The 19,137-nt window shown below is 68.6% G+C and carries 21 protein-coding genes, 1 tRNA gene and 1 pseudogene; 14 read left to right on the top strand and 9 right to left on the bottom strand.

The window, feature by feature from the left end; all coding sequences use genetic code 11:
• Window positions 1-136: 136 nt before the first annotated feature.
• From AB0J16_RS43095 to AB0J16_RS43085, 3 genes are all read left to right on the top strand, one after another.
• Window positions 137-1,033 carry an aryldialkylphosphatase gene (locus AB0J16_RS43095; protein WP_358550986.1) on the top strand — a complete coding sequence of 299 codons (897 nt, stop codon included), beginning with the start codon at window positions 137-139 and terminating at the stop codon, window positions 1,031-1,033.
• A 159-nt stretch (window positions 1,034-1,192) separates the two neighbouring features.
• The gene (locus AB0J16_RS43090) at window positions 1,193-2,476 is read left to right on the top strand and encodes a histidine kinase (protein ID WP_358550984.1); all 1,284 of its coding nucleotides are present in this window, start codon (window positions 1,193-1,195) and stop codon (window positions 2,474-2,476) included.
• Between the two features lie 53 nt (window positions 2,477-2,529).
• Complete coding sequence (locus tag AB0J16_RS43085; protein ID WP_358551220.1) at window positions 2,530-3,180, top strand: response regulator transcription factor; 651 nt, start codon at window positions 2,530-2,532, stop codon at window positions 3,178-3,180.
• Window positions 3,181-3,228: 48 nt separating this feature from the next.
• Here AB0J16_RS43085 and secY read toward each other — a convergent pair whose 3' ends face one another.
• A complete protein-coding gene (secY, locus tag AB0J16_RS43080; RefSeq protein WP_358550982.1) occupies window positions 3,229-4,521 on the bottom strand; it encodes a preprotein translocase subunit SecY in 1,293 nt (430 codons plus the stop codon).
• A gap of 88 nt (window positions 4,522-4,609) precedes the next feature.
• Here secY and AB0J16_RS43075 point away from each other — a divergent pair, with 88 nt between their 5' ends.
• A complete protein-coding gene (locus AB0J16_RS43075) occupies window positions 4,610-5,191 on the top strand; it encodes an ATP-binding protein (protein ID WP_358550980.1) in 582 nt (193 codons plus the stop codon).
• Here AB0J16_RS43075 and AB0J16_RS43070 read toward each other — a convergent pair.
• A complete protein-coding gene (locus tag AB0J16_RS43070) occupies window positions 5,188-5,967 on the bottom strand; it encodes a putative hydro-lyase (RefSeq protein WP_358550978.1) in 780 nt (259 codons plus the stop codon). The two genes, AB0J16_RS43075 and AB0J16_RS43070, sit on opposite strands and share 4 nt — an antisense overlap.
• 75 nt (window positions 5,968-6,042) lie before the next feature.
• On the opposite strand from AB0J16_RS43070, the gene AB0J16_RS43065 reads away from it, so the two are divergent.
• Together AB0J16_RS43065 and AB0J16_RS43060 are read left to right on the top strand one after the other, a co-directional pair.
• Window positions 6,043-7,674: a sodium:solute symporter family protein gene (locus AB0J16_RS43065; protein WP_358550976.1), complete on the top strand. Its 1,632-nt coding sequence runs from the start codon at window positions 6,043-6,045 to the stop codon at window positions 7,672-7,674.
• Window positions 7,671-7,832, top strand: coding sequence for a hypothetical protein (locus AB0J16_RS43060; RefSeq protein ID WP_358550974.1), 162 nt, complete (start codon window positions 7,671-7,673; stop codon window positions 7,830-7,832). Before AB0J16_RS43065 ends, AB0J16_RS43060 begins: the two co-directional genes overlap by 4 nt.
• A gap of 75 nt (window positions 7,833-7,907) precedes the next feature.
• Here the strand turns inward: AB0J16_RS43060 and AB0J16_RS43055 are convergent, their stop codons facing one another.
• Together AB0J16_RS43055 and AB0J16_RS43050 are read right to left on the bottom strand one after the other, a co-directional pair.
• Window positions 7,908-8,144: a hypothetical protein gene (locus AB0J16_RS43055; protein ID WP_358189549.1), complete on the bottom strand. Its 237-nt coding sequence runs from the start codon at window positions 8,142-8,144 to the stop codon at window positions 7,908-7,910.
• On the bottom strand, window positions 8,144-8,368 hold the full coding sequence (locus AB0J16_RS43050; RefSeq protein ID WP_357959988.1) for a DUF6158 family protein: 225 nt from the start codon (window positions 8,366-8,368) through the stop codon (window positions 8,144-8,146). The genes AB0J16_RS43055 and AB0J16_RS43050 overlap by 1 nt, the downstream gene beginning before the upstream one ends.
• Before the next feature lie 97 nt (window positions 8,369-8,465).
• On the opposite strand from AB0J16_RS43050, the gene AB0J16_RS43045 reads away from it, so the two are divergent.
• Entirely contained in the window at window positions 8,466-9,398 is a 933-nt protein-coding gene (locus tag AB0J16_RS43045; protein ID WP_358550972.1) for a LysR family transcriptional regulator, read from the top strand.
• A gap of 119 nt (window positions 9,399-9,517) precedes the next feature.
• Here the strand turns inward: AB0J16_RS43045 and AB0J16_RS43040 are convergent, their stop codons facing one another.
• On the bottom strand, window positions 9,518-10,045 hold the full coding sequence (locus AB0J16_RS43040; RefSeq protein WP_358550970.1) for a histidine phosphatase family protein: 528 nt from the start codon (window positions 10,043-10,045) through the stop codon (window positions 9,518-9,520).
• A 106-nt stretch (window positions 10,046-10,151) separates the two neighbouring features.
• Here AB0J16_RS43040 and AB0J16_RS43035 point away from each other — a divergent pair.
• Window positions 10,152-10,228, top strand: a tRNA-Ile gene (locus tag AB0J16_RS43035).
• 159 nt (window positions 10,229-10,387) lie between these two features.
• On the opposite strand, the pseudogene AB0J16_RS43030 reads toward AB0J16_RS43035, so the two are convergent.
• A pseudogene (locus AB0J16_RS43030) lies at window positions 10,388-10,792 on the bottom strand (transposase); the annotation flags it as partial.
• A gap of 289 nt (window positions 10,793-11,081) precedes the next feature.
• On the opposite strand from AB0J16_RS43030, the gene AB0J16_RS43025 reads away from it, so the two are divergent.
• Window positions 11,082-12,131: a hypothetical protein gene (locus AB0J16_RS43025; protein WP_358550969.1), complete on the top strand. Its 1,050-nt coding sequence runs from the start codon at window positions 11,082-11,084 to the stop codon at window positions 12,129-12,131.
• 36 nt (window positions 12,132-12,167) lie between these two features.
• Window positions 12,168-14,042: a hypothetical protein gene (locus AB0J16_RS43020; RefSeq protein WP_358550967.1), complete on the top strand. Its 1,875-nt coding sequence runs from the start codon at window positions 12,168-12,170 to the stop codon at window positions 14,040-14,042.
• 440 nt (window positions 14,043-14,482) lie between these two features.
• Here AB0J16_RS43020 and AB0J16_RS43015 read toward each other — a convergent pair whose 3' ends face one another.
• From AB0J16_RS43015 to AB0J16_RS43005, 3 genes are all read right to left on the bottom strand, one after another.
• On the bottom strand, window positions 14,483-14,932 hold the full coding sequence (locus AB0J16_RS43015; protein ID WP_358550965.1) for a hypothetical protein: 450 nt from the start codon (window positions 14,930-14,932) through the stop codon (window positions 14,483-14,485).
• A gap of 252 nt (window positions 14,933-15,184) precedes the next feature.
• Window positions 15,185-15,676, bottom strand: coding sequence for a hypothetical protein (locus AB0J16_RS43010; protein WP_358550963.1), 492 nt, complete (start codon window positions 15,674-15,676; stop codon window positions 15,185-15,187).
• Window positions 15,677-16,504: 828 nt separating this feature from the next.
• Entirely contained in the window at window positions 16,505-17,338 is an 834-nt protein-coding gene (locus AB0J16_RS43005; RefSeq protein WP_358550961.1) for a helix-turn-helix transcriptional regulator, read from the bottom strand.
• Between AB0J16_RS43005 and AB0J16_RS43000 the strand changes: the two genes are divergently transcribed.
• From AB0J16_RS43000 to AB0J16_RS42985, 4 genes are all read left to right on the top strand, one after another.
• Complete coding sequence (locus AB0J16_RS43000) at window positions 17,322-17,579, top strand: cytochrome P450 (protein WP_358550959.1); 258 nt, start codon at window positions 17,322-17,324, stop codon at window positions 17,577-17,579. The two genes, AB0J16_RS43005 and AB0J16_RS43000, sit on opposite strands and share 17 nt — an antisense overlap.
• Window positions 17,522-17,917: a cytochrome P450 gene (locus AB0J16_RS42995; RefSeq protein ID WP_358550957.1), complete on the top strand. Its 396-nt coding sequence runs from the start codon at window positions 17,522-17,524 to the stop codon at window positions 17,915-17,917. Before AB0J16_RS43000 ends, AB0J16_RS42995 begins: the two co-directional genes overlap by 58 nt.
• Before the next feature lie 41 nt (window positions 17,918-17,958).
• The gene (locus AB0J16_RS42990; protein WP_358550955.1) at window positions 17,959-18,261 is read left to right on the top strand and encodes a hypothetical protein; all 303 of its coding nucleotides are present in this window, start codon (window positions 17,959-17,961) and stop codon (window positions 18,259-18,261) included.
• A 136-nt stretch (window positions 18,262-18,397) separates the two neighbouring features.
• A partial coding sequence (locus tag AB0J16_RS42985; RefSeq protein WP_358550953.1) for a DUF2786 domain-containing protein occupies window positions 18,398-19,137 on the top strand: 740 nt, incomplete at its 3' end.

Genomic DNA, 19,137 nt, shown 5'->3' with positions numbered 1-19,137 from the left:
GCCCAGCGGCCCTGAAATAGGCTGCCTTACCAACCCGACAACCCGCCAAATCGACAAACCGCTCAAAACGTAAAATTTCATGCTTTTATAGGCGACTTCGGGCAAAAATCGGTTACCGTCTCCTATGCCCGAGGCCATGCTTCGTACCGTCACCGGTCCCGTACCCGCGACCGCCATCGACGGCGCCGTCCTTCCCCGCGAGCACCTGCGCACCGACATGCGCTGGGCGACCGGCATCGACTCCGACCCCTATCGGTGGCTTGACGAGGACCAGACCGTCACCACCGAACTCCGCGAGGTGCGCCAGTCCGACCGCCTCGGCTTGATCATCGATCTTACCTGCCTGGGCATGGGCCGCGACGCCGCCGCCCTGGCCCGGATCGCGATGGGCAGCCGGGTTCCGGTGATCGCCTCGACCGGCCTGTTCGCCGGACCGTTCAGCGGTCCCCGCGACGCGGACGTCGAGACGCTCACGAGCCGGCTGATGAGCGAGATCTCCGACGGCCTCGACGACATCGGCGTGTTCCCCGGCGTGATCGGCCAGGCCGGCTGCTGCGGCACCGAGCCCACCCCGGCCGAAGAGCGCGGCCTCATCGCCGCCGCCCGCGCCGCGCTGGCCTCCCGCCTGCCTGTGGCCACGTACGGGCACAACGGGCTGGCCATGCTGGAGATCCTCCTCGCCGAGGGCCTGTCCGGCGACCGGGTGAGCGTGGGCTACGCGGGCAGCGACCCGGCCGTCGCCCGCAAGATCGCCGAGGCCGGCGCGTACGTCAGCCTGGGCTCACTCAGCCTCGGCACGGACCAGTCGGCCAGGATCGCACTCGCCCTCATCGAGGACGGCCACGCCGACCGCCTCCTGCTCAGCACCGGCGTGAGCCGGATCGCCCAGGTCAACCGGTACGGCGGGCCCGGCTACGCGCACCTCTTCCACACGCTGCTGCCGCGCCTGCGCGAGTCCGGGGTGACCGAGGACACGATCCGCCTCGTCACCCGGGACAACCCGCTGCGCTGGCTCACCAGCGGAGCCGCCTGACCTGGACGGCGCCGCAGGTGACCGGCCGCGCTCCAGGTTGGCGGCTGAGCGCCCACCACAAGATCGTCTCGTGGGGGTCCGGGCGGTCCGGTCGCCAACCGGAGGGCCGGAAACTGGCTAGGATTATGGGCTGAGCGAGCCTGGCCAGGTGGGGGGACGGTGACCGAGCACACGCACAGCGGTGACGGCCCGCGCGGGCCGTTCAAGGCGCTGTCCCGCATGGCCCGGCTGGGTGACGTCCCGGTCGTGATCATGCTGGCCTGGGCCGGCTGGCTGGCCGTCCCGTGGTCCTTCAGCGGCCTGGCCCAGGCACGCGCCGCCGCTGCCGCGGCCGCCGCGGAGGCCGAGCCACCACCGGTCATCTCCACGGGCACGGCAGGAGCCGGCACTTCCATCGATGCCGTACGGGTCGGCACCACCGCCGATGCCGCACGTACCGGCTCGCTGGCGACCGCGACGCCCGCCAGGGCTTGGGGCATCCCGGCGGCCCACAGCCTCGCCCCGGCACACCGCACGGTCCGCGCCCTCCGTGACGACGTCCCTTGTGACGGCGCAGTGGGTGACGCCGCATCGGGTGGTGGCCCCCGGGAGAACGTGCTGGCCACCGAGCGGGCGCGGATCGCCGGGGAGGTGCACGACGCCGCCGGGCACGGGCTGGCGGCCATCGCCCTGCAGGCCGGGCTCGCGCTCGTCACGCTCGACGACGACCCCGAGCAGACGCGCGCCTCGCTGCTGGCGATCAGGGAGACCAGCACGACGGCGCTCACCCAACTACGCGCCGCACTCGACCGGCTCGACCCGCGCGACAGCACCCATGACCCACACGCCGGCGCCAATGACGCGCGGGACGGCGCCCACGACCTGCCGAGCCTCATCGACGGGGTCCGGGCCGCGGGGCTCGCGGTGGACGTGGAGCCCGCCGACCCCGTCGTGCCCGCCCACCTCAGCGCGACCGTCTACGGGGTGGTACGCGAGTCGCTCACCAACGTCCTGCGCCACGCCGGCCCCACGCAGGCGCTCGTCCGGCTGTCCGGCGACCCGGCCGGGCCGCTCGTCCTGGAGATCGCCGACCGAGGCGCCCTCCGAAGCACTGGTCAAGGCGCCGACCGGCTAGGAGCGGCCGAGGAGCGGAGCCGAGATGCCGCCCAGCTGGAAGCGGCCGAGGAGCGCGGCCGGGCAGGCATGACCGAGGGCCGAGGGCTGGCCGGAATGCGGGCCAGGGTGCTCGCCGCAGGCGGACACTTCACGGCGGGCCCGCGGGACGGCGGCGGCTTCCAGGTCCTCGCCACATTCCCGCAGCGACCCGCACTCCAGACCGGCCCGGCCCAGCACAACCAGCAACCCGCATCCCAGAACGACTCAGCTCACCACATCTGGCAGCCCGCACTCCAGAACAGCTCAGCTCGCCACAACACCGCCGACTCCCCAGCAGACCTCACGTGACCCCCGTCTCAGCCGAGGGACCCGAGGACGCCAAGGAAGCCGAGCAGGGGCCGGTGATCCGGGTGGCCGTCGCCGACGATCAGGCCGTCGTACGGATGGGGCTCAGGGCGTTGCTGGATCGGGAGCCGGGCCTGGAGTGCGTGGGCGAGGCGGCCGACGGCGCGGCGGCGCTCCAGCTCATCCGCCGCACCCGTCCCGATGTACTCCTGCTCGACATCCGCATGCCCGGCATGGACGGCCTGGCGACCCTGCGGGCCATCGCCGGTGACCGCGAGCTGAGTGGCACCAGGATCGTGGTGGTGACCACGTTCGCCGTGGACGAGTACATCTTCGCCGCGCTCCAGGCCGGAGCCAGCGGGTTCCTGCTCAAGGACAGCGCCCCCGACGAGCTGGTCGGCGCGGTCCGGGTGGTGGCCGCAGGCGAGGCGCTGCTGTCGCCCGCGATCACCAGGAAGGTCATCGGCCTGTTCGGCCGCCACGGCACCGAGCCGGTCGAGGGCCTCGACACCCTCACACCGCGCGAACGCGAACTGGTCGCCTGGGTGGCCACCGGCCGGTCCAACGAGGAGATCGCCAAGGAGCTGGTGATCAGCCCCGACACCGTCCGCACGCACGTCAGCCGGGCCATGGTCAAGCTGCGCGCCCGCGACCGCGCCCAACTGGTCGTGTTCGCCATGCGCGCCGGCCTGGCCGTGCCAACATGACCAGCCGACCCGACCAACGTAGGTCGACCTGGTCGTACACGAACGTAGCTATTTCCTGAGGAAGCCCTCGTAGTTGCGCTGCTGAAGCTGCGCCTCGATCTGTTTCACCGTGTCGAGCCCCACCCCCACCATGATCAGGATGCTGGTCCCCCCGAACGGGAAGTTCTGCTGGGTGCTCGGAGCCCGCAGGATCGCGAACGCGAGCAGCGGCAGCAGCGCCAGCACCCCCAGGTAGACGGCCCCGGGCGCGGTCAGCCGCGACAGCACGTACGCCAGATACCGCGCGGTCGGCGCGCCAGGGCGGATGCCCGGCACGAACCCGCTGTACCGCCGCATGTTGTCGGCCACCTCGACGGGATTGAAGGTGATCGACACGTAGAAGTACGCGAATCCCACGATCAGCAGGAAGAATCCGATCATGTAGAGCGGGTGCGTGCCGGCGGTGATGTTCCGCGACACCCAGCCGCCCACCTCATCACCGAGCAGTGGAGCGGCGAGCGTCGGCAGGTACAACAGCGACGTGGCGAAGATGACCGGCACGATCCCCGCCTGATTGACCTTCAGGGGGATGTAGGTGCTGCTCCCGCCGTACATCCGCCGCCCCACCGCCCGCTTGGCGTACTGCACGGGGATGCGCCGCTGCGCCTGCTCGATGAACACCACGGCCGCCACCAGGAACACCCCGGTCACCAGCAGCATGCCGAAGGCGAACGGGCTGAGCACGAAGATGGTCGACATGTACGACGGAAAGAAGGCCACGACCTGGGTGAACATCAGGATCGACATCCCGTTCCCGATCCCCCGGTCGGTCACCAGCTCCCCCAGCCACATCACCATGCTGGTCCCCGCCACCAGGGTGACCACCACCACCGCGACGCCCAGCAGGCTCTCGTCGCGCAGCAGCGGCTTGGCGCACCCGGGCAGCAGCTGCCCGCCGCGCGCCAGCGCGACCACCGTGGTGGCGTTGAGCACGGCCAGCCCGATGGTCAGGTAACGCGTGTACTGGGTGATCTTCGTCTGCCCCGACTGCCCTTCCTTCCTGAGCGTCTCAAGTCGCGGCACGACGACGGTCAGCAGCTGCATCACGATGCTCGCGGTGATGTACGGCATGACGCCCAGCGCGAAGACCGACAGCTTCAGCATCGCGCCCCCGCTGAGCATCTGCACCATGTCGAACAACCCGCCGCGCGCCGTACCCAGGCACTGCTGGACCGCCACGACGTCCACCCCCGGCGCCGGCAGGATCTGCCCCAGCCGGAACAGCCCGATGACGGCCAGCGTGAACAGTAACTTCTTGCGGAGATCCGGCACCCGGAACGCCCTGAACAGCACGGTCAGCATGAGCCGAGTCTGTCGGCGCGCCCGCCGCGGGTCGTCCGCCGAGCCGCGTCACCCGCGTACGCAGATCCGCGTACGCGACACTGACCACATGAGCACGCTTTGGGTGATCAGCGGCCCGCCGGGCGCGGGCAAGTCCACCGTCGCGGCGGCGCTGCTCGCCCGCCTCGACCCGCCGGCCGCCCTGCTCGACAAGGACACCCTGTACGGCGACATCGCCGCCGAGATCCTCCAGGGGTACGGCAGGCACCACGGCGAACGCGAGGGCCCGTGGTACGACGAGCACATCAAGGCGCACGAGTACGCGGGCATGACCAGGACGGCCAGGCAGATCCGCGAGCACGGCTGCCCGGTGCTGCTCGACGGCCCGTTCACCGCCCAGGTGCACTCGGCGCGGCTGTGGGAGCGCTGGGTCGGCGAGCTGGGCGGGGACCCGGTCAGGCTCATCTGGGTCCGCTCGGACGGGCCGACCCTGCGCGAGCGCCTGGTGGCCAGGGGGTTGGAGAAGGACGCGGGCAAGCTGGCGGCGTTCGAGGCGTACCTGGCGGCGATCCGGGTGTCCGAGCCGCCGGCCGTACCGCATCTGGAGATCGACAACCGCCCTGGCGCGCCGTCGGTCGGCGAGCAGCTGACGAGAGCGGGCATCCCACCGCGCCCGGACAAATCAGGTTAAGGAACCCGATACTCGTCGTCGCGCGCGTCGATGATCGCCATGTGGCCGGGCAGGTGGCCGATCGCGAAGTCCACGCCACTGGCCATGATCACCGCCTGCGGCGTCACGCCGCAGGCCCAGAACAGCGGCACCTCGCCGGGCCGCACCTCCACCGGATCGCCGAAGTCGGGCCGTCCGAGGTCGGCGATCCCGATCGCGGCCGGGTCGCCCACGTGCACGGGTGCCCCGTGCACCTGCGGGTAGTGGCCGCTGACCTCGATCGCGACGTCCACGAGCGCCGCCGGGACCGGCCGCATCGACACCACGAGCGGGCCCGACAGCGGGCCGGACGGGCGGCAGGGCACGCTCGTCCGGTACATCGGCACGTTCGTCCCCAGCTCCAGATGCCTGATCGGCACCCCGGCCCGCAGCAGCGCCTGCTCGAAGGTGAAGCTGCAGCCGATGAGGAAGGCCACGAGGTCGTCACGCCACTCGGCGACCACGTCGTCGAGGTCGGCGACCGGCCGCCCGTCACGATAGACGCGATATCCCGGCAGATCGGTACGCAGGTCACCAGGGAACAGGGCGGTGGACCACGCCCCCGGCTCCCCCACGTCCAGCACCGGGCACGCCTGTGCGTTGAGTTGCGCGAACAGCAGCAGTTCGTAGCCCAGTTCCTTGGGCACGGCGATCAGATTGGCCTGCGTCCAGCCGGAGCACCAGCCCGCGGTCGGCACCCGCTCGCCCGCGCGGAAGCGCTCGCGCGCCTGCGCCGGGGTCAGGTCTGCGACATCCACACCTCGAGATTACGCCCGGTAACTGGGCCCGCAATCGCCGACATACTCTGACTTTTCGGGGTAGTAGGGAACGCCGTGCGCCTTGATGTGAACCTCCTCGACTACGCGCTCATCGCGATCTACTTCGCGACCGTGCTCGGCATCGGCTTCGCCGCCAAGCGGCGGATCAGCTCGAGCCTCGACTTCTTCCTGGCCGGCCGTGGATTACCCCCGTGGATCACCGGACTGGCCTTCGTCTCGGCCAACCTCGGCGCGATCGAGATCCTCGGGATGGCGGCCAACGGCGCCCAGTACGGCGCCATGACCGTGCACTATTACTGGATCGGCGCGGTGCCCGCGATGGTGTTCCTCGGCATCGTGATGATGCCGTTCTACTACCGCTCGAAGGTACGCAGTGTCCCGGAGTTCCTGGGCCGCCGCTTCAACGGCGCCACCCAGCTGCTGAACGCGCTCTCCTTCGCCGTGGCCCAGATCCTCATCGCCGGGGTCAACCTCTACGCGCTCGCGCTGGTCATGGAGGCCCTGCTGGGCTGGCCCCTGCCGGTGTCGGTGGTGGTGGCGGCGGTGATCGTGCTGTCGTACATCACGCTCGGCGGGCTGTCGTCGGCGATCTACAACGAGGTCCTGCAGTTCTTCGTGATCCTGGCCGGGCTGATCCCGCTGACCATCCTCGGGCTGGCCAAGGTGGGCGGCGTCTCCGGGCTGTTCGACAAGGTACGGCAGAGCGCGCTCGGCGAGGCCGGCCTGCACACGTGGGCCGGCAGCGCGGGCAAGAACCCGATGGAGGCCCACTGGCTCGGCATCGTGTTCGGCCTGGGCTTCGTGCTGTCCTTCGGCTACTGGACCACGAACTTCGCCGAGGTGCAGCGGGCATTATCCGCCCGCAACACCAACGCCGCCCGGCTCACTCCGATCATCGCGGCCTACCCGAAGCTGTTCATCCCGCTGGTGACCGTACTGCCGGGGTTGATCGCCCTCGTCCTGTTCAAGGACCTGGGCAAGGGCCAGGCCTACAACAACGCGATCCCGCTGCTCATGCAGGACCTGCTGCCCAACGGCGTGCTCGGCGTGGCGGTGACCGGGCTGCTGGCCTCGTTCATGGCCGGGATGGCGGCCAACATCAGCGGGTTCAACACCGTGTTCACCAACGACATCTGGCAGGCGCACCTGGCCAAGGACCGTGACGACGGCTACTACCTGCGGGTCGGCAGGATCGCCACCGTCGCGGGCGTCGCGCTGGGTGTCGGGACGGCGTTCATCGCGGCCGGCTACTCCAACATCATGAACTACCTGCAGGCGCTGTTCTCGTTCTTCAACGCGCCGCTGTTCGCGACCTTCATCCTCGGGCTGTTCTGGAAGCGGATGACGCCGTGGGCCGGCTTCTGGGGCCTGCTGGCCGGGACCGCGTCCGCGTTCGCCTCGTACATCGCGTACAAGGCCGGAATGCTGGACTTCGGCACCGAGCTGAACGCCAGCTTCTGGGGCGCGGGCGTGGCCTTCGTCGTCGACCTGCTCGTCTCGGTGGTGGTCACGCTGGTGACCACGCCCAAACCCGTGGAGGAGCTGCGCGGGCTGGTGTACGGGCTCAGCGCCGTCGACCTGGCGGACGACGCGCTGGCCGGTGACAAGAAGTGGTACCGCTCGCCCGTGATCCTCGGGACGGGCGCGATCGTCCTGGCCGCCGCGATGTACGGGGTGATCCTGTGAGCGACATCAGAATGGTGATCGGCGGACTGTTCCTGATCTACGGGGTGATCCTGATCATCGCCGGGGTGGTGGGGGCGGCGGTCAACCTGTGGACCGGGCTGGTCATGGCGGTCTTCGGCGGCGCCTTCGTGATGTGGGCCCGCGTCAAGCGCATCTGACGCCGGGGGCGGCCGGCCCGCATCCAACGCCGGGGGGCGGCCGGCCCATCGGCCCGCCGCCCCCTGTCGAGGTTGTCAGTAGTCGAGCCCGAACGTGTGAGCGCCCAGGCCGAACCCGTTCCCCCGCGGCACCACGTACCCCTGCTCGATCAGCGTGGCCACGCTCCGCCGTACCTCTTCCTCCTCCAGCCCGGTCGCGCGGATCAGCGCGCCGAGCTCCGCGCCGCCGGACTCGACCGCCTGCGAGGCGACCGCCTCGTACACGTGGATGTCGACGTCGGACAGTGCCTGCACATCGTGATCTCGGGCCATCAGCGTCGCCTCGCTCCCTCTCTGAGCCGCCCGGGGTCGATGTCGCGCTCCGGGTAGCGGCGCAGGTATTCGCTCTCCAGTTGGTTGGTCCTCGTGGTGTGGCGCGCGAGCGCGTCGTCCGAGCCGTGCAGGAAGGTGTCGGTCCGCGTGGTGTGCAGTTGCCGCAGCTCACGCAGCAGGTCGTCGTCCTGGAGTTGCGCTGGATCGATTCCCATCATCGTCATGAAGTAGCCCCTACCCCAGAAGGCGCCCGACAATATGTGTCATATTTCCTGACATAAGGGCATTGTCGGGAGGAGATCACCGCTTTACCTTCCCGTTATGGACCTCGAGCTCAGGCACCTCAGGATCGTTCGCGCGGTCGCGGACGCGGGAAGTGTGAGCAAGGCCGCGTCCCTGCTCGGGCTGGCGCAACCGGCCCTCACCGCACAGCTCAAACGTATCGAGCGGGTACTCGGCGGCGCCCTGTTCGAGCGCGACAGGCACGGCGCCCGGCCCACCCGGCTGGGCGAGCTGGTGCTCGCCCGCGCCCGCGTGCTCCTCCCGGCGGCCAAGGAACTGCAGGACGAGGCCGTACGGTTCGCCCAGGCCCCCTCCCCCGGCTTCCGCATCGGCGCCACGAACGGGCCGATACTCGGCGGCCTCGTCGACCGGCTCGCCGCGGAACGGACGGTGAGCACGTACACCTCATGGTCGGCCGACGAGCTCACCGCCATGACCGAGCTCGGCCGGCTCGACTACGCGCTGACCGGCGCCTGCGGCGACGGCGGCACCCCCACGGGCTCGCTGCGATGGGAGACGATCAGCTATGACCCGGTCTTCACACTGCTCGCCGAGACCCACCCGCTGACCGGCGAGAAGGAGCTGGACCTGTCCGAACTCGCCCTCGAAAGCTGGGCCGTCACGCCCGGCGACGGCTGCTTCGCCGACTGCTTCGCCACCGCCTGCGCCCGCGCCGGCTTCACCCCGGGAACGATCTATGAGACCGACGTGGCCACCTGCACCCACCTCGCCCGGGTCGGCCGGGCCGTGGCACTCTGCCAGGCCACCCACCAGCCCGCCCCCGGCCTGGCCGTGGTCCCGCTCGCCGGCGCGCCATTGCGCTGGCGGCAACTCCTCGGCCACCACCCCGCCGCCCCCGACGCCGCCTGGGTCGCGGAACAGGCCAAACAGACCCACGCGGAGGTGGTACGGCGAAGCACGGTCTACCAGGACTGGCTGGTACGGAACACCGGCTTCGGCACCGCTCCCTGACCTGCCCTGATGTCCGACCTCCGCGCTGGGCCGGTGACTCGGGCCGCGATCTCGTAAGTGAGGGCCGGGGAGCCACGCCTCCCCGAGCCCGCCAGGGAGCTCTCGGGGTCTCTAGGCGCTTAGGCCAGGGTGTACTCCCACCCCGGCTTCCAATCGAACGGAGCATCCACGAGCTCCTCCAACGCCACGCCCTCAAGCAGATTCTGCAGCGCCCACCGATTGGCCGAGTGCGAGATGACCAGCACCGTACGCCTCTGCCACTTGTCCATCACCTCTTCAAGAAACGCCGCGGTCTCCGCGACCACCTGCCGATAGCTCTGCCCCCCGGGCCACGGCATCTCGATGAACCGCCGCCGCAACCTCGCCACCTCACTGACGGGCCGCCCGTTGTAGATCCCGTAGTCGCACTCCCGCAACCGGGAGTCGAGCCGAATCTCCCGCCCATCCCCGAACGCGACCTCCGCCGTCTGCACCGCCCGCCGCAGATCAGAGGCGTAGACCACATCCACGTCCCGCCGCCGCACCCCCAACTCCACGGCCAACTCCCGCCCAGCCTGGGACAACTCCCCCGGCAACCAGCCGGTGGCGATCCCCTTCTCGTTGTCCACCGTGAGGGAATGCGTCTCGTAGATCAGCTTGACCGCCATGGCCCGACGCTACCCATGGATCCCGGTGTCTGGCGTACGCGCTGAGTGAACGAGGACGATCTATGCTGGCATGAGGGCTCAGGTGTGGAAGACTGCATGTTTGCAAGGGGCGGTAGCTCAGCCGGTCAGAGCATCGGACTCATAATCCGTGGGTCGTGGGTTCAAGTCCCACCCGCCCTACCACTCATGGCCAGTCGAAACCCCCCGCTTGGCCTGCGCTTCCGCGCGGCGACGGGGGTTTCGCGTGTCCGGCTGACAACGGGAGTCTCATCCGTGCACACTCGTTCCTGGCGAGATCGTCTCGCTGGTCACTCGCGCCGTCCCGGGCACGACCTATGCAGAGTGTGACAGGTCGGTGTCGTAGACCTGGCGCAGGTGGTGCCGGATGTCGCGCACGCTCATGCCGTGCGCGTACAGGCTGATGATCATGTCGTCCAGGCCGCCGGAGATTCGGACGGCCCGTGTGGGCACCAGCACTGGCTCGAACGTGCCGGCCCGGTCCCGGGGCACGGCCAGCCGCATCGGGCCCACTCCGGTCTGCACGGTCTTGTCGATCTTGCCGTTGCGAGAGTTGCCCGTCCCGTTGCCGGCCGGATCGTGCTTGCCATAGCCCAGATGCGTTGACAGCTCGACCTCCAAGGCCCGCTCCAGCACCGCCTTGACCAGCTCGCCCAGCATGGAGCCCTCAGGGGTCAGCCGCAGCCCGCCCGCCCCGTCTCGCGAGCGTTCCAGTATCAGGTCCAGCACCTGGTCGCCGAGCAGCTCGCGCAGCAGCGCCGCGCCATCGGGATGGGGGGATCTTTCCCCACCATGATGAGCAGCCCGTGCCAGGCTTCCCGTCTGCTCGTGGTTGTGGGCGAAACTGGTGGTCAGAGTCGATGTTCCCGTGTGCTCGACATGATGGACGCTCCCCCGAAGCGTTAAGATGATCTACCTACGCCCATTTACCCATAGTGATTATTTCCACACTTAGAGTGACACTCTCCCGCCAAGTGCTGTGAGATCGATGCGGAGGTTTCGGAGGTGCGCTGTCCTGATGGGAGCTGTCTTCTCGCGGGCCAGCTCATTCAACGGCTCCCTCATTGATCATCGCCTGCCAACGTTTTGTCGGTGGTCCCGTCTACGCTTCTCATGGTCGCGTGACTTCCAACGGTTCGGGCGGGTGGTCTGGGTGTCGGGTGGTGCGGTCTCTCCGGAGGCGACGGGCGGGGCTGGTGTGATCTTCGAGTACCGGCTCGCGGCCGTGCTGCTGAGCCGAATGTTGCGGGGGGCGCATGTCCCGATCGGCATCCAACTGCCCATCCAGCGCGTCGCCCTGCAGCAGAGGGTCGCCGGTCACGCCTTCGATGACATAGTGGTGGGAACGGACACGGCAGGCCAGGGTCCCACCATCGAGATACAGGTCAAGAAGCGCCTGTCGGTTACCGGCGGCAACCCGGAGTTCGTCAAGGTCATGTCGACCGCGATCGAGGCGTGCCGCTCCCATACGGAGGAGTTGAAGGACGGCCGCCTGCTCCTGGGCCTGGCGGCCGGTGACCCTGTTGGCGACTTGGAAGCCCTCGCCGAGCTGACCACCATGGCCCGCGCCCATCCAGACACGGTCTCCTTCGGCCGACTGCTAAGCGAAGGGGTCACCCGCGCCAGCCTGCGAAGCCGTCACGACCATGTCGTGACGGCCGTGACCACTGCAGCGGCGACCGGTAGCCGCTTTGAGGCCGAGGCCCTGACCCACCAGGTCCTCTCCGCCCTGCACGTGTGGCCCGTGCAGGTGGGTCGCGACGGCCGCGACTGGCGCGCGGAACTCGACCTGATCCCCAACCTTGCCTCTGCCGCGGGTCTACCGGCGGACGCCGTCCTCGGACGCCTCTACGATCTCGCCCAGGAGGCCGGACCCCGAGCGGGCGACCTTGACCAGCACATGATCTGCGCCGAACTACTGCGAAGGTACGGGCTCGATCTCACACACGCGGTCGGAAGTTCCCCGGAGACCAGAACCACGACCATCAACATCACCAATTCCGGATCTGGAACGGTCTTCTCCACCGCCGGAAATCAGGTGTTCAATGACCTGCGCATCGGTCGGTGACGTCGCCGTTCATTCGAATTGCCGAGGTTAGAACCGATGACGACGCTGGAAGTATCTGTCAGCGACACAGCCACGGCATTCGTGGCCGGGGTCCAGCACTTCAACAACTACGGCGAGGACCTGGTCGAGGTCCGTGCGATTACGGACGGCGAGCTTGCGGTCTGCGGTGACGATCGCTTCGTCGCTCCCGACAGTGAGGAATGGGACCGCTTCGGCCCTCTACTGCGTGAGCACCACGTCGTGGTCCTGCTCGGCGACGCCGGTACGGGACGCCACACCGCCGCCTTGCGGCAATTGCTGGACCGTTCTCCGCGCGAGAAACTCCACGAGCTCGAACCCACCTGGTCGCGGCCCCAACGCCGTCTCCTGCCTCCGGCAGAGGCTGGACATGGCTACGTCCTCGATCTGTCCAACGCGACGGAGGAGCCCGCAGAGGACTTCGGCAAGGGGTTGCTGTCCTGGCCGCGGGAGAGCGCAGCCTTCATCGTCGTGCTGGTGACCGGCCGTGTCTGGGCCGGGCCGTGGACCCAGCACCTCAAACACCTGCTCGTGCCGCTACCGTCCCCGGACGCCCACGACCTTGTGGAACAGCAGCTTGTCGCCTTCGGCCTCAAGGACCGTGCTCACCTGCTCGACGAGGAGCCCCTGGCCAAGATCTTCGGCTCGTCGCCCCGGGCCGAGGACGCTGCCCGGCTCGCCGAGATCATCGGGAAGTCCACCAGCCTGAAGGCGGAGGACATCGCCGACGAGTACAGCGGTTGGGAGAGCTGGCTGGAGAAGAAGTTCCCCCGACCGCTCGGAACTCGTACCCTCCTCTGGTCCGCGGCGCTCTGCGATGGCGGACGCACGCTGTCGATCCTGCAGATGTCCGAGGCCCTGCGCGTAAAACTGGGCGACAATCGGGGGCCGGCGGCGGTACTGGCCGACACCATCGCTTCGAAGCGGCTGGAGGAGGCCCACATCATCCGGCGCGGGGACAGGGCCTACCTGGCACCCAACCATCATGGCCTCGCCACCGCCGCGCGCCGGCATCTGTGGGACGAGTTCCAGCTGTACCGGGAACTGCTGACCGAGTGGGCCGTGCAGCAGGCGGCAGAGCTGCCGCCCGACGACGCTGCCAGAGTCATCGACGCGCTGCTGGATCTGGCGCTGCACTTCCGGGACGGCGAGATCATCAAGCGGCTGCGGCACGTGCTCCTCGCGAACAATCGGTCGTTCCTGGCCCAGGCTCTCTCCAACGCAGCCATCGACCCGAGGTTCGGACCGTACATTCGCGCACGCCTGTACACCTGGCTGGCCTACAACCCGCCACAACAGCTGGTCGAACTGGTCGCCGAAGTGTGCGGCGGCGTCTTCGGCAAGAAGGAGCCCACAATGGCTCTCGTACGTCTCCAGCGGGCCGCTCTCAAGACCAAGGAAGTGGACAGCGAGATCCTCGCAAAGGCGTTCACCTCACTGGGTGGAAAGCACCGTCAAATCGTCTTCGACACGGTGATCGGTGGATGGTTCGACAAGCCGGTGACCGAGCGTGCGGGCATCGTGGCCGTCTTGGGGCTCGCGTCCACCGACGAGGGCATCATCGCCCTATGCGGCCCAGACGGAGCCGACATCTCCGACCCACGCGACCGGTTCGGGCTCATTGCCACCTTCAGGCGGGCACTGGATCGTGAGGACACCCGAGAAGCGGCTGTCCGAGTCATCGGAACGTGGAAAGGCGTGGCCGAGCGAGGGCTGCTACCGGAAGACCTTGTCATAGAGGTCCTTGGAGCGTCACTCGCGCCCACTCTTGAGGACAACATCATGCAGCGCTACCTGGAGACCGGCGCGCTGGACGTCAGGACGTTCTGGGGCAAGGTCTTCCTCAAGGCGGCGCAGTGCCTCGCGGAGCAGGAGAAGTATCAGACGGTCTGAGGCGGCCCTTCTTGCACCCGTAGGTGCCAGAGGTCGCAACCATTCTCGCTCCATCGCTCCGATTTTCGGCACGGAAGGCAAAAAGATCGTGTCGACATGAAAGAAGTCGACGGCCAGCAGCCCTTGCGCTTGGGCGCGCAGGAAGGTCCTCCATGAGGTGTCGGCATCTCGTGGAGCCGGGCCAACCCTCCGGCTCCGCAGGATTCAAACCCGGGCGGTAAGAGCCGGGACAGCGCGGCCAAGATCGCTCGATCGGCCCCGTCCGGCTTCGGCCGGGTGACTGCCTCCGCAGTAACGCCACTTCATGACGCAGCACCATGATCTCGACATCCTTCGTCGCCTCGTCTCGGCCCAGCAGCACCAGCCAGCCGAACAACCGAATTATGATCAAATACAGGAGACGGACCGACACAAGAACCGATCTTGCCCGTACCGCCGCATCAGGTCGACTTGCCGGTCAAGCGCCCTGCCATGACTTTTGAAGCGGTACAGCAGCGTGCGGCCAGTACTGGCCGCCTGTGGGGTGCCGGTTGCGGCGGATCTCCCGGCTGATGGTCGAGGGTGCACGACCCAGCTCGCGCGATCTCCCGGATCGACGCCTTCTCCCGCACTCGGTCGGCGATGTAGATCCGCTCGTCGTCCCGCAGGTATCGGGACGCGTCCGAAGGGGGCACCGTCGGTCGTCCGGTCGGCGGTGCCCCCTTCTCTTTTGCCTTGTTCGGTGCCGAGCCGTTCCGCCACCGCTTCCCGGTCCTGATGTTGATCCCCACGATCCGGCACGCTTCGCGGCTGCTGAATCCTTGATCCATAGGCCGGAAGTATGCCTCCCGCTCACAGGTCAGCTTCTTCGGGCCTTGCCGCTCCCGGCTTGCCCTGATCTCGAAGTCCATCGCACTCCCCAAGCTGGGGGTTGCGACGACCGCTAGAAGGGAGGAAAAGGAGCGCTGTGTAACCGCGATCACGCGGCGGTCCGCCCGCTCCCGGCTCGGAGCGGGCGGTGGTGCGGCTAGGCGCAGTTGAAGCCGATGATCTCGCTCGGGATCCTGCTGGCGCAGCCGGGGCCCTTGTTGGGGCCAGCCAAAGGTGAGCCCAAAGTCATGCAACGGTCGTACTGACCACCTAGGCGACGGAGAGTCGAGAGGTCATCCGCAGGGGGCGGTGGTGACGGCGGAGGTGTTCGGGTCCGCGGTCAGACACTGGCTGAGCCCATTGCTCCGGGTCCAGATCTTTCCTTGCGGTACGCCGTCGAACTCCATGAACCAGTACTGCCCCGGGGTGCTGTTGCCACACGGGGCGGTGGTGACGGCGGAGGTGTTCGGGACCGCGGTCAGACACTGGCTGAGCCCACTGCTCCGCGTCCAGATCTTTCCATGCGGCACGCCGTCGAACTCCATGAACCAGTACTGCCCCGGGGTGTTGTTGCCGCACGGGGCGGTAACGGAGGTGTTCGCGGTCAGACACTGGCTGTGCCCGCTGCTCCGCGTCCAGATCTTTCCATGCGGCACGCCGTCGAACTCCATGAACCACTGCTGCTCCGGCGTTTGGGCCGCGGCAAGCGATGGGTTGACGAGAGCCAACCCAACCGTCGCCGCGGTGACGGCCAGGGTCAGACCGGCCAGCGAAAGCTTGATCACGAGGGTGCCCCTTTTCGGGTCTCGGAAGTGGTGACTTCTCAGAACTATCACTCTTTGTAGTCGATCAACTGCATATCGTTATCTAGTCGTCTCCGAGCCTCGCTGGTGGCGCCGAAGCCATCGCCAAGGTCACCGTGGTTTTGGCAGCCCGTCGCCGTTCCCATTGATCAACTGAGTGGCGGCTTGCCGGAGCCATAGGAGTTCCGGGCTCTCTTGATGAAGGTCTTCTGCTGGTGCTTGAGGCCTGCTGCCTGGCTGCCACCACTGGGTCGTCGGCGTTGTACAGCCAGTCGCGTAGGTGGAGGCGTCCTAGAAGAAGTGGTAGACGCGATCATGTGCCTCGTCGCTATCGATAAGGTGGGCCGCCGCGCGGAATTCAGAACCGCTCTACCCCTCCACGTGATCCCCGAGATGGGGCGCCAGGGGAGACCGTGGGGGGACCTGCACTCTCACGCGACCCCGATTCAGGGCGGAAACCCCGACACGACCGCCCGCGAAAGCCTCGCTCCGACCAGCGGAACCCTTGATCCCGCGACACATCCCGACACCGCGTGCCACGCAAAACCACGGCCTCATAAGCCGTGGGTCGTGGTCTTGTGATGGGGACGTCACCCGGCCGAGAGAGGCGAGGTGCTTTTCGTCACGCCGAGAACGACCCGGAGGAGCATCGCGCCGACGTGGCCATCGTGTCCCCTCACCAGGAAGATAACGTGCGCCGCTACGGCGACTACATCCACGACCTGCACGCGTCGCTCGACGGCATAGAGGTCCACCGCGACCTCGGTGAGGAGGCCCCGAGCCGGGCTCCGCGCAGCGGGTGGGCGCCGGTCAATTCCTCGCTGCCCTCGATGACGAGGGGGCTGCTTCAGCCCGATGCCTTCTGTATTCGGCGGAAGGCGCCGGGGGTGGTGTGGGTGTGGCGGGCGAAAAACTTGCCGAAGTTGGGGGGTCGGTGAAGCCGAGGCGGCGGCCGATGTCGGCGACGGGGACCTCGGTGTAGGCGAGCAGGCGTTTGGCCTCAAGGACGACGCGGGCGTCGATGAGGTGTTTGGCGGGGTGGCCGGCGGCGGCGACGCACGCGCGCGTGAGGTGTTTGACGGTGTAGCCCAGGCGGGCGGCGTAGTGCTCGGCGGAGCGGGTGAGGGCGTAGGAGCGTTCGAGCTCGGCGTGGAATCGGCCGAAGAGTTCGGCGGCGGCGGAGTCGACGCGGCGGTCGTCCTCGGTCGGCAGCCGATCGATCCGCAGGAGCAGGACGGCCAGCAGGTGGCGGAGCAGGGCGACGGGCATCGCGTGGACGGACGCGGCGCGTTCAGCGGCGATCTGGTCGATCGCGGTGGAGATAGCGGTGAGGTCGGGTCCGGCCGGGGTCCAGCGGGGAGCGGCGAGCCAGCCGGTGAGCCGCGGCCCTGCGCTGTCGAGATCGGGTGGGAAGTCGGCGGTGAACAGGACCACCTTGCCGTCGAGGCTGCCGGGGTGGTGGAAGCGGTGGGCCTGTCCCGGCCGTATCCACAGCAGGGTGCCAGGCGAGCAGGGGTGGGAAGCGAAGTCGATCTCATGTCGGCCTTCGCCTGCGGTGATCAGGATGAGGATGTGGAAGTCGGCGCGGTGAGGTGAGGCCAGGGCGTGGGCCGGGATCCGGCCCGCGATGGGCGACGACCTCATCAGCCGCCTGCTCACCGAGCGGGTCGCCACGGGCGAGCTCAGCCGCGAAGAAGCCGCCATGAACGGCATGATCCTGCTGTTCGCCGGACACGAGACCACGGCCAACATGATCGGCCTGGGCACGCTGGCGCTGCTGCAGAACCCGGACCGGCCGCTCGGATCCGCGACACCGACGACCCCGCCGTGGTGGCCAACGCCGTCGAGGAGCTGCTGCGTTATCTGTCCATCGCCCAGGACATGATCGTACGGGTGGCCACCGAGGACCTCACCATCGGCGGGCAACTCGTCCGGGCCGGCGAAGCGGTGACCGTCAACCTGCCCGCCGCCAACCGGGACACGGCGTTCCTCGACCAGCCCGACACCGTGGACCTCGGCCGCAACACCCGCGGCCATCTGGCCTTCGGCTACGGCATCCACCAGTGCCTCGGGCAGAACCTGGCGCGCGTGGAACTGCAGGTCGCGCTACCCGCACTGCTACGCAGGCTGCCGGGGCTGCGCCTGGCCGTGCCGCTGGAGGAAGTGAAGTTCCGGCACGACATGTCCGCCTACGGCGTCCACGAACTGCCGGTCGCCTGGTGACACCCGACAGCCCTTCCGCTGCCGGCAGGAAGTCAGAACCGATGGATGCGCTGAACGGCAAGGCCGTCGTCGTGACCAACGCGGGCACAGCTCTGGGACGGGCCCTCCCCATCCGGGCTGCGGCAGCAGGAGCCGGAGTCACGGCGAACAGGCTCGCGCCCGGCGCCGCCGCGCAGATCGACGCCGGGGCGCACGTGTACGTCTGCGGCGACGCGACCGGCATGGGCCCGGCCGTCGAAGAGGCACTCGGCCGCATCGGCGCCACGATCTCGGACGACCAGGACGGCGACGGATGGCTGCGGGAGATGCGAGCGGCGGGACGCTATGCGACGGACGTGTACTGACGCGCCATCAGGTTGACCGGCACGGAATCCGGCCCCGCTCGGGCCGGTGCGGGACGCCTTGAGGTTCACCCACGCAGGGGATGGGGCTCCGTCACGGTAGAGTCCTGGGGGACTTTTATCAAGGTGGACGGCATGTGTGAGTAAGGCCAATGAGCTGATCGGCGCGGCGATGGAGGCGCTTGCCCGCGAGGATCAGGCGTCCTTCGACTCCGCCGCCGCCTTCCTGGCCGACCGGGACGACGCCGATCGCGTGCTGGTGGAGGTTGTGACCTGTGCGATCTCGGGGTTGTGGCGCAACGGCTGGCAGCCCGCCGACGTGGTCAGGATCGCGGCCAGGCGGCTGACCGACTGGCACGGGCGGGCGGCGGCTGACCTCATCGCCTGGGAGATGCGGGCCTACGCGCCGGCCATGGTGGATGAGCGCTGGCGCGACCAACTCGCCGGCCTGCAGGCCGCGGTGTGGTGGAAGGGCGGCTACCTGGCGGCGCGGCAGGCGCGCGGCGGGGCCGGCCGTCTGATGACCGTCTCCGGCGTGCTGGAACTGCTGGGGTTGCTGACCGGGCTGCCCCGGCTGGAGTCGTTGAGCCCGCCGCCCGGGGCCGCTCGCCGTACGGTCCAGGCACGCTCGCACGCGGTCAGCGAGAAGACGCTCGCGCGGGTGCGGGCGCTGCTCGCCAAGGCGGAGTCGACGACGTACGAGGCGGAGGCGGAGACGTTCACGTCGGCGGCGCAGAGCTTGATGGCGAAGTACAGCATCGACGCGGCGATGCTGGACGCGCGACCAGGCGGAGGCGAGGCCCCGGCGGGCATCCGGGTCGGCATCGACGCGCCGTACGAGCAGCCCAAGGCCGTGCTGCTCAACCTCATCGCCGAGGC

This window comes from Nonomuraea sp. NPDC049750 (assembly GCF_040659625.1).
Taxonomy (GTDB): Bacteria; Actinomycetota; Actinomycetes; order Streptosporangiales; family Streptosporangiaceae; genus Nonomuraea.
The sequence above is the reverse complement of the archived record's forward strand: the minus strand, read 5'-3'. Positions and strand labels throughout refer to the sequence as shown.

What these genes read in the sequence shown, in the direction of transcription:
- AB0J16_RS43095 (WP_358550986.1), top strand. Translation starts at nt 137, where the DNA reads ATGCTTCGTACCGTCACCGGTCCCGTACCCGCGACCGCCATCGACGGC.
- secY (WP_358550982.1), bottom strand. Translation starts at nt 4,521, where the DNA reads ATGCTGACCGTGCTGTTCAGGGCGTTCCGGGTGCCGGATCTCCGCAAG.
- AB0J16_RS43075 (WP_358550980.1), top strand. Translation starts at nt 4,610, where the DNA reads ATGAGCACGCTTTGGGTGATCAGCGGCCCGCCGGGCGCGGGCAAGTCC.
- AB0J16_RS43055 (WP_358189549.1), bottom strand. Translation starts at nt 8,144, where the DNA reads ATGGCCCGAGATCACGATGTGCAGGCACTGTCCGACGTCGACATCCAC.
- AB0J16_RS43050 (WP_357959988.1), bottom strand. Translation starts at nt 8,368, where the DNA reads ATGACGATGATGGGAATCGATCCAGCGCAACTCCAGGACGACGACCTG.
- AB0J16_RS43045 (WP_358550972.1), top strand. Translation starts at nt 8,466, where the DNA reads ATGGACCTCGAGCTCAGGCACCTCAGGATCGTTCGCGCGGTCGCGGAC.
- AB0J16_RS43040 (WP_358550970.1), bottom strand. Translation starts at nt 10,045, where the DNA reads ATGGCGGTCAAGCTGATCTACGAGACGCATTCCCTCACGGTGGACAAC.
- AB0J16_RS43025 (WP_358550969.1), top strand. Translation starts at nt 11,082, where the DNA reads ATGGGAGCTGTCTTCTCGCGGGCCAGCTCATTCAACGGCTCCCTCATT.
- AB0J16_RS43020 (WP_358550967.1), top strand. Translation starts at nt 12,168, where the DNA reads ATGACGACGCTGGAAGTATCTGTCAGCGACACAGCCACGGCATTCGTG.
- AB0J16_RS43015 (WP_358550965.1), bottom strand. Translation starts at nt 14,932, where the DNA reads ATGGACTTCGAGATCAGGGCAAGCCGGGAGCGGCAAGGCCCGAAGAAG.
- AB0J16_RS43000 (WP_358550959.1), top strand. Translation starts at nt 17,322, where the DNA reads ATGGGCGACGACCTCATCAGCCGCCTGCTCACCGAGCGGGTCGCCACG.
- AB0J16_RS43005 (WP_358550961.1), bottom strand. Translation starts at nt 17,338, where the DNA reads ATGAGGTCGTCGCCCATCGCGGGCCGGATCCCGGCCCACGCCCTGGCC.
- AB0J16_RS42990 (WP_358550955.1), top strand. Translation starts at nt 17,959, where the DNA reads ATGGATGCGCTGAACGGCAAGGCCGTCGTCGTGACCAACGCGGGCACA.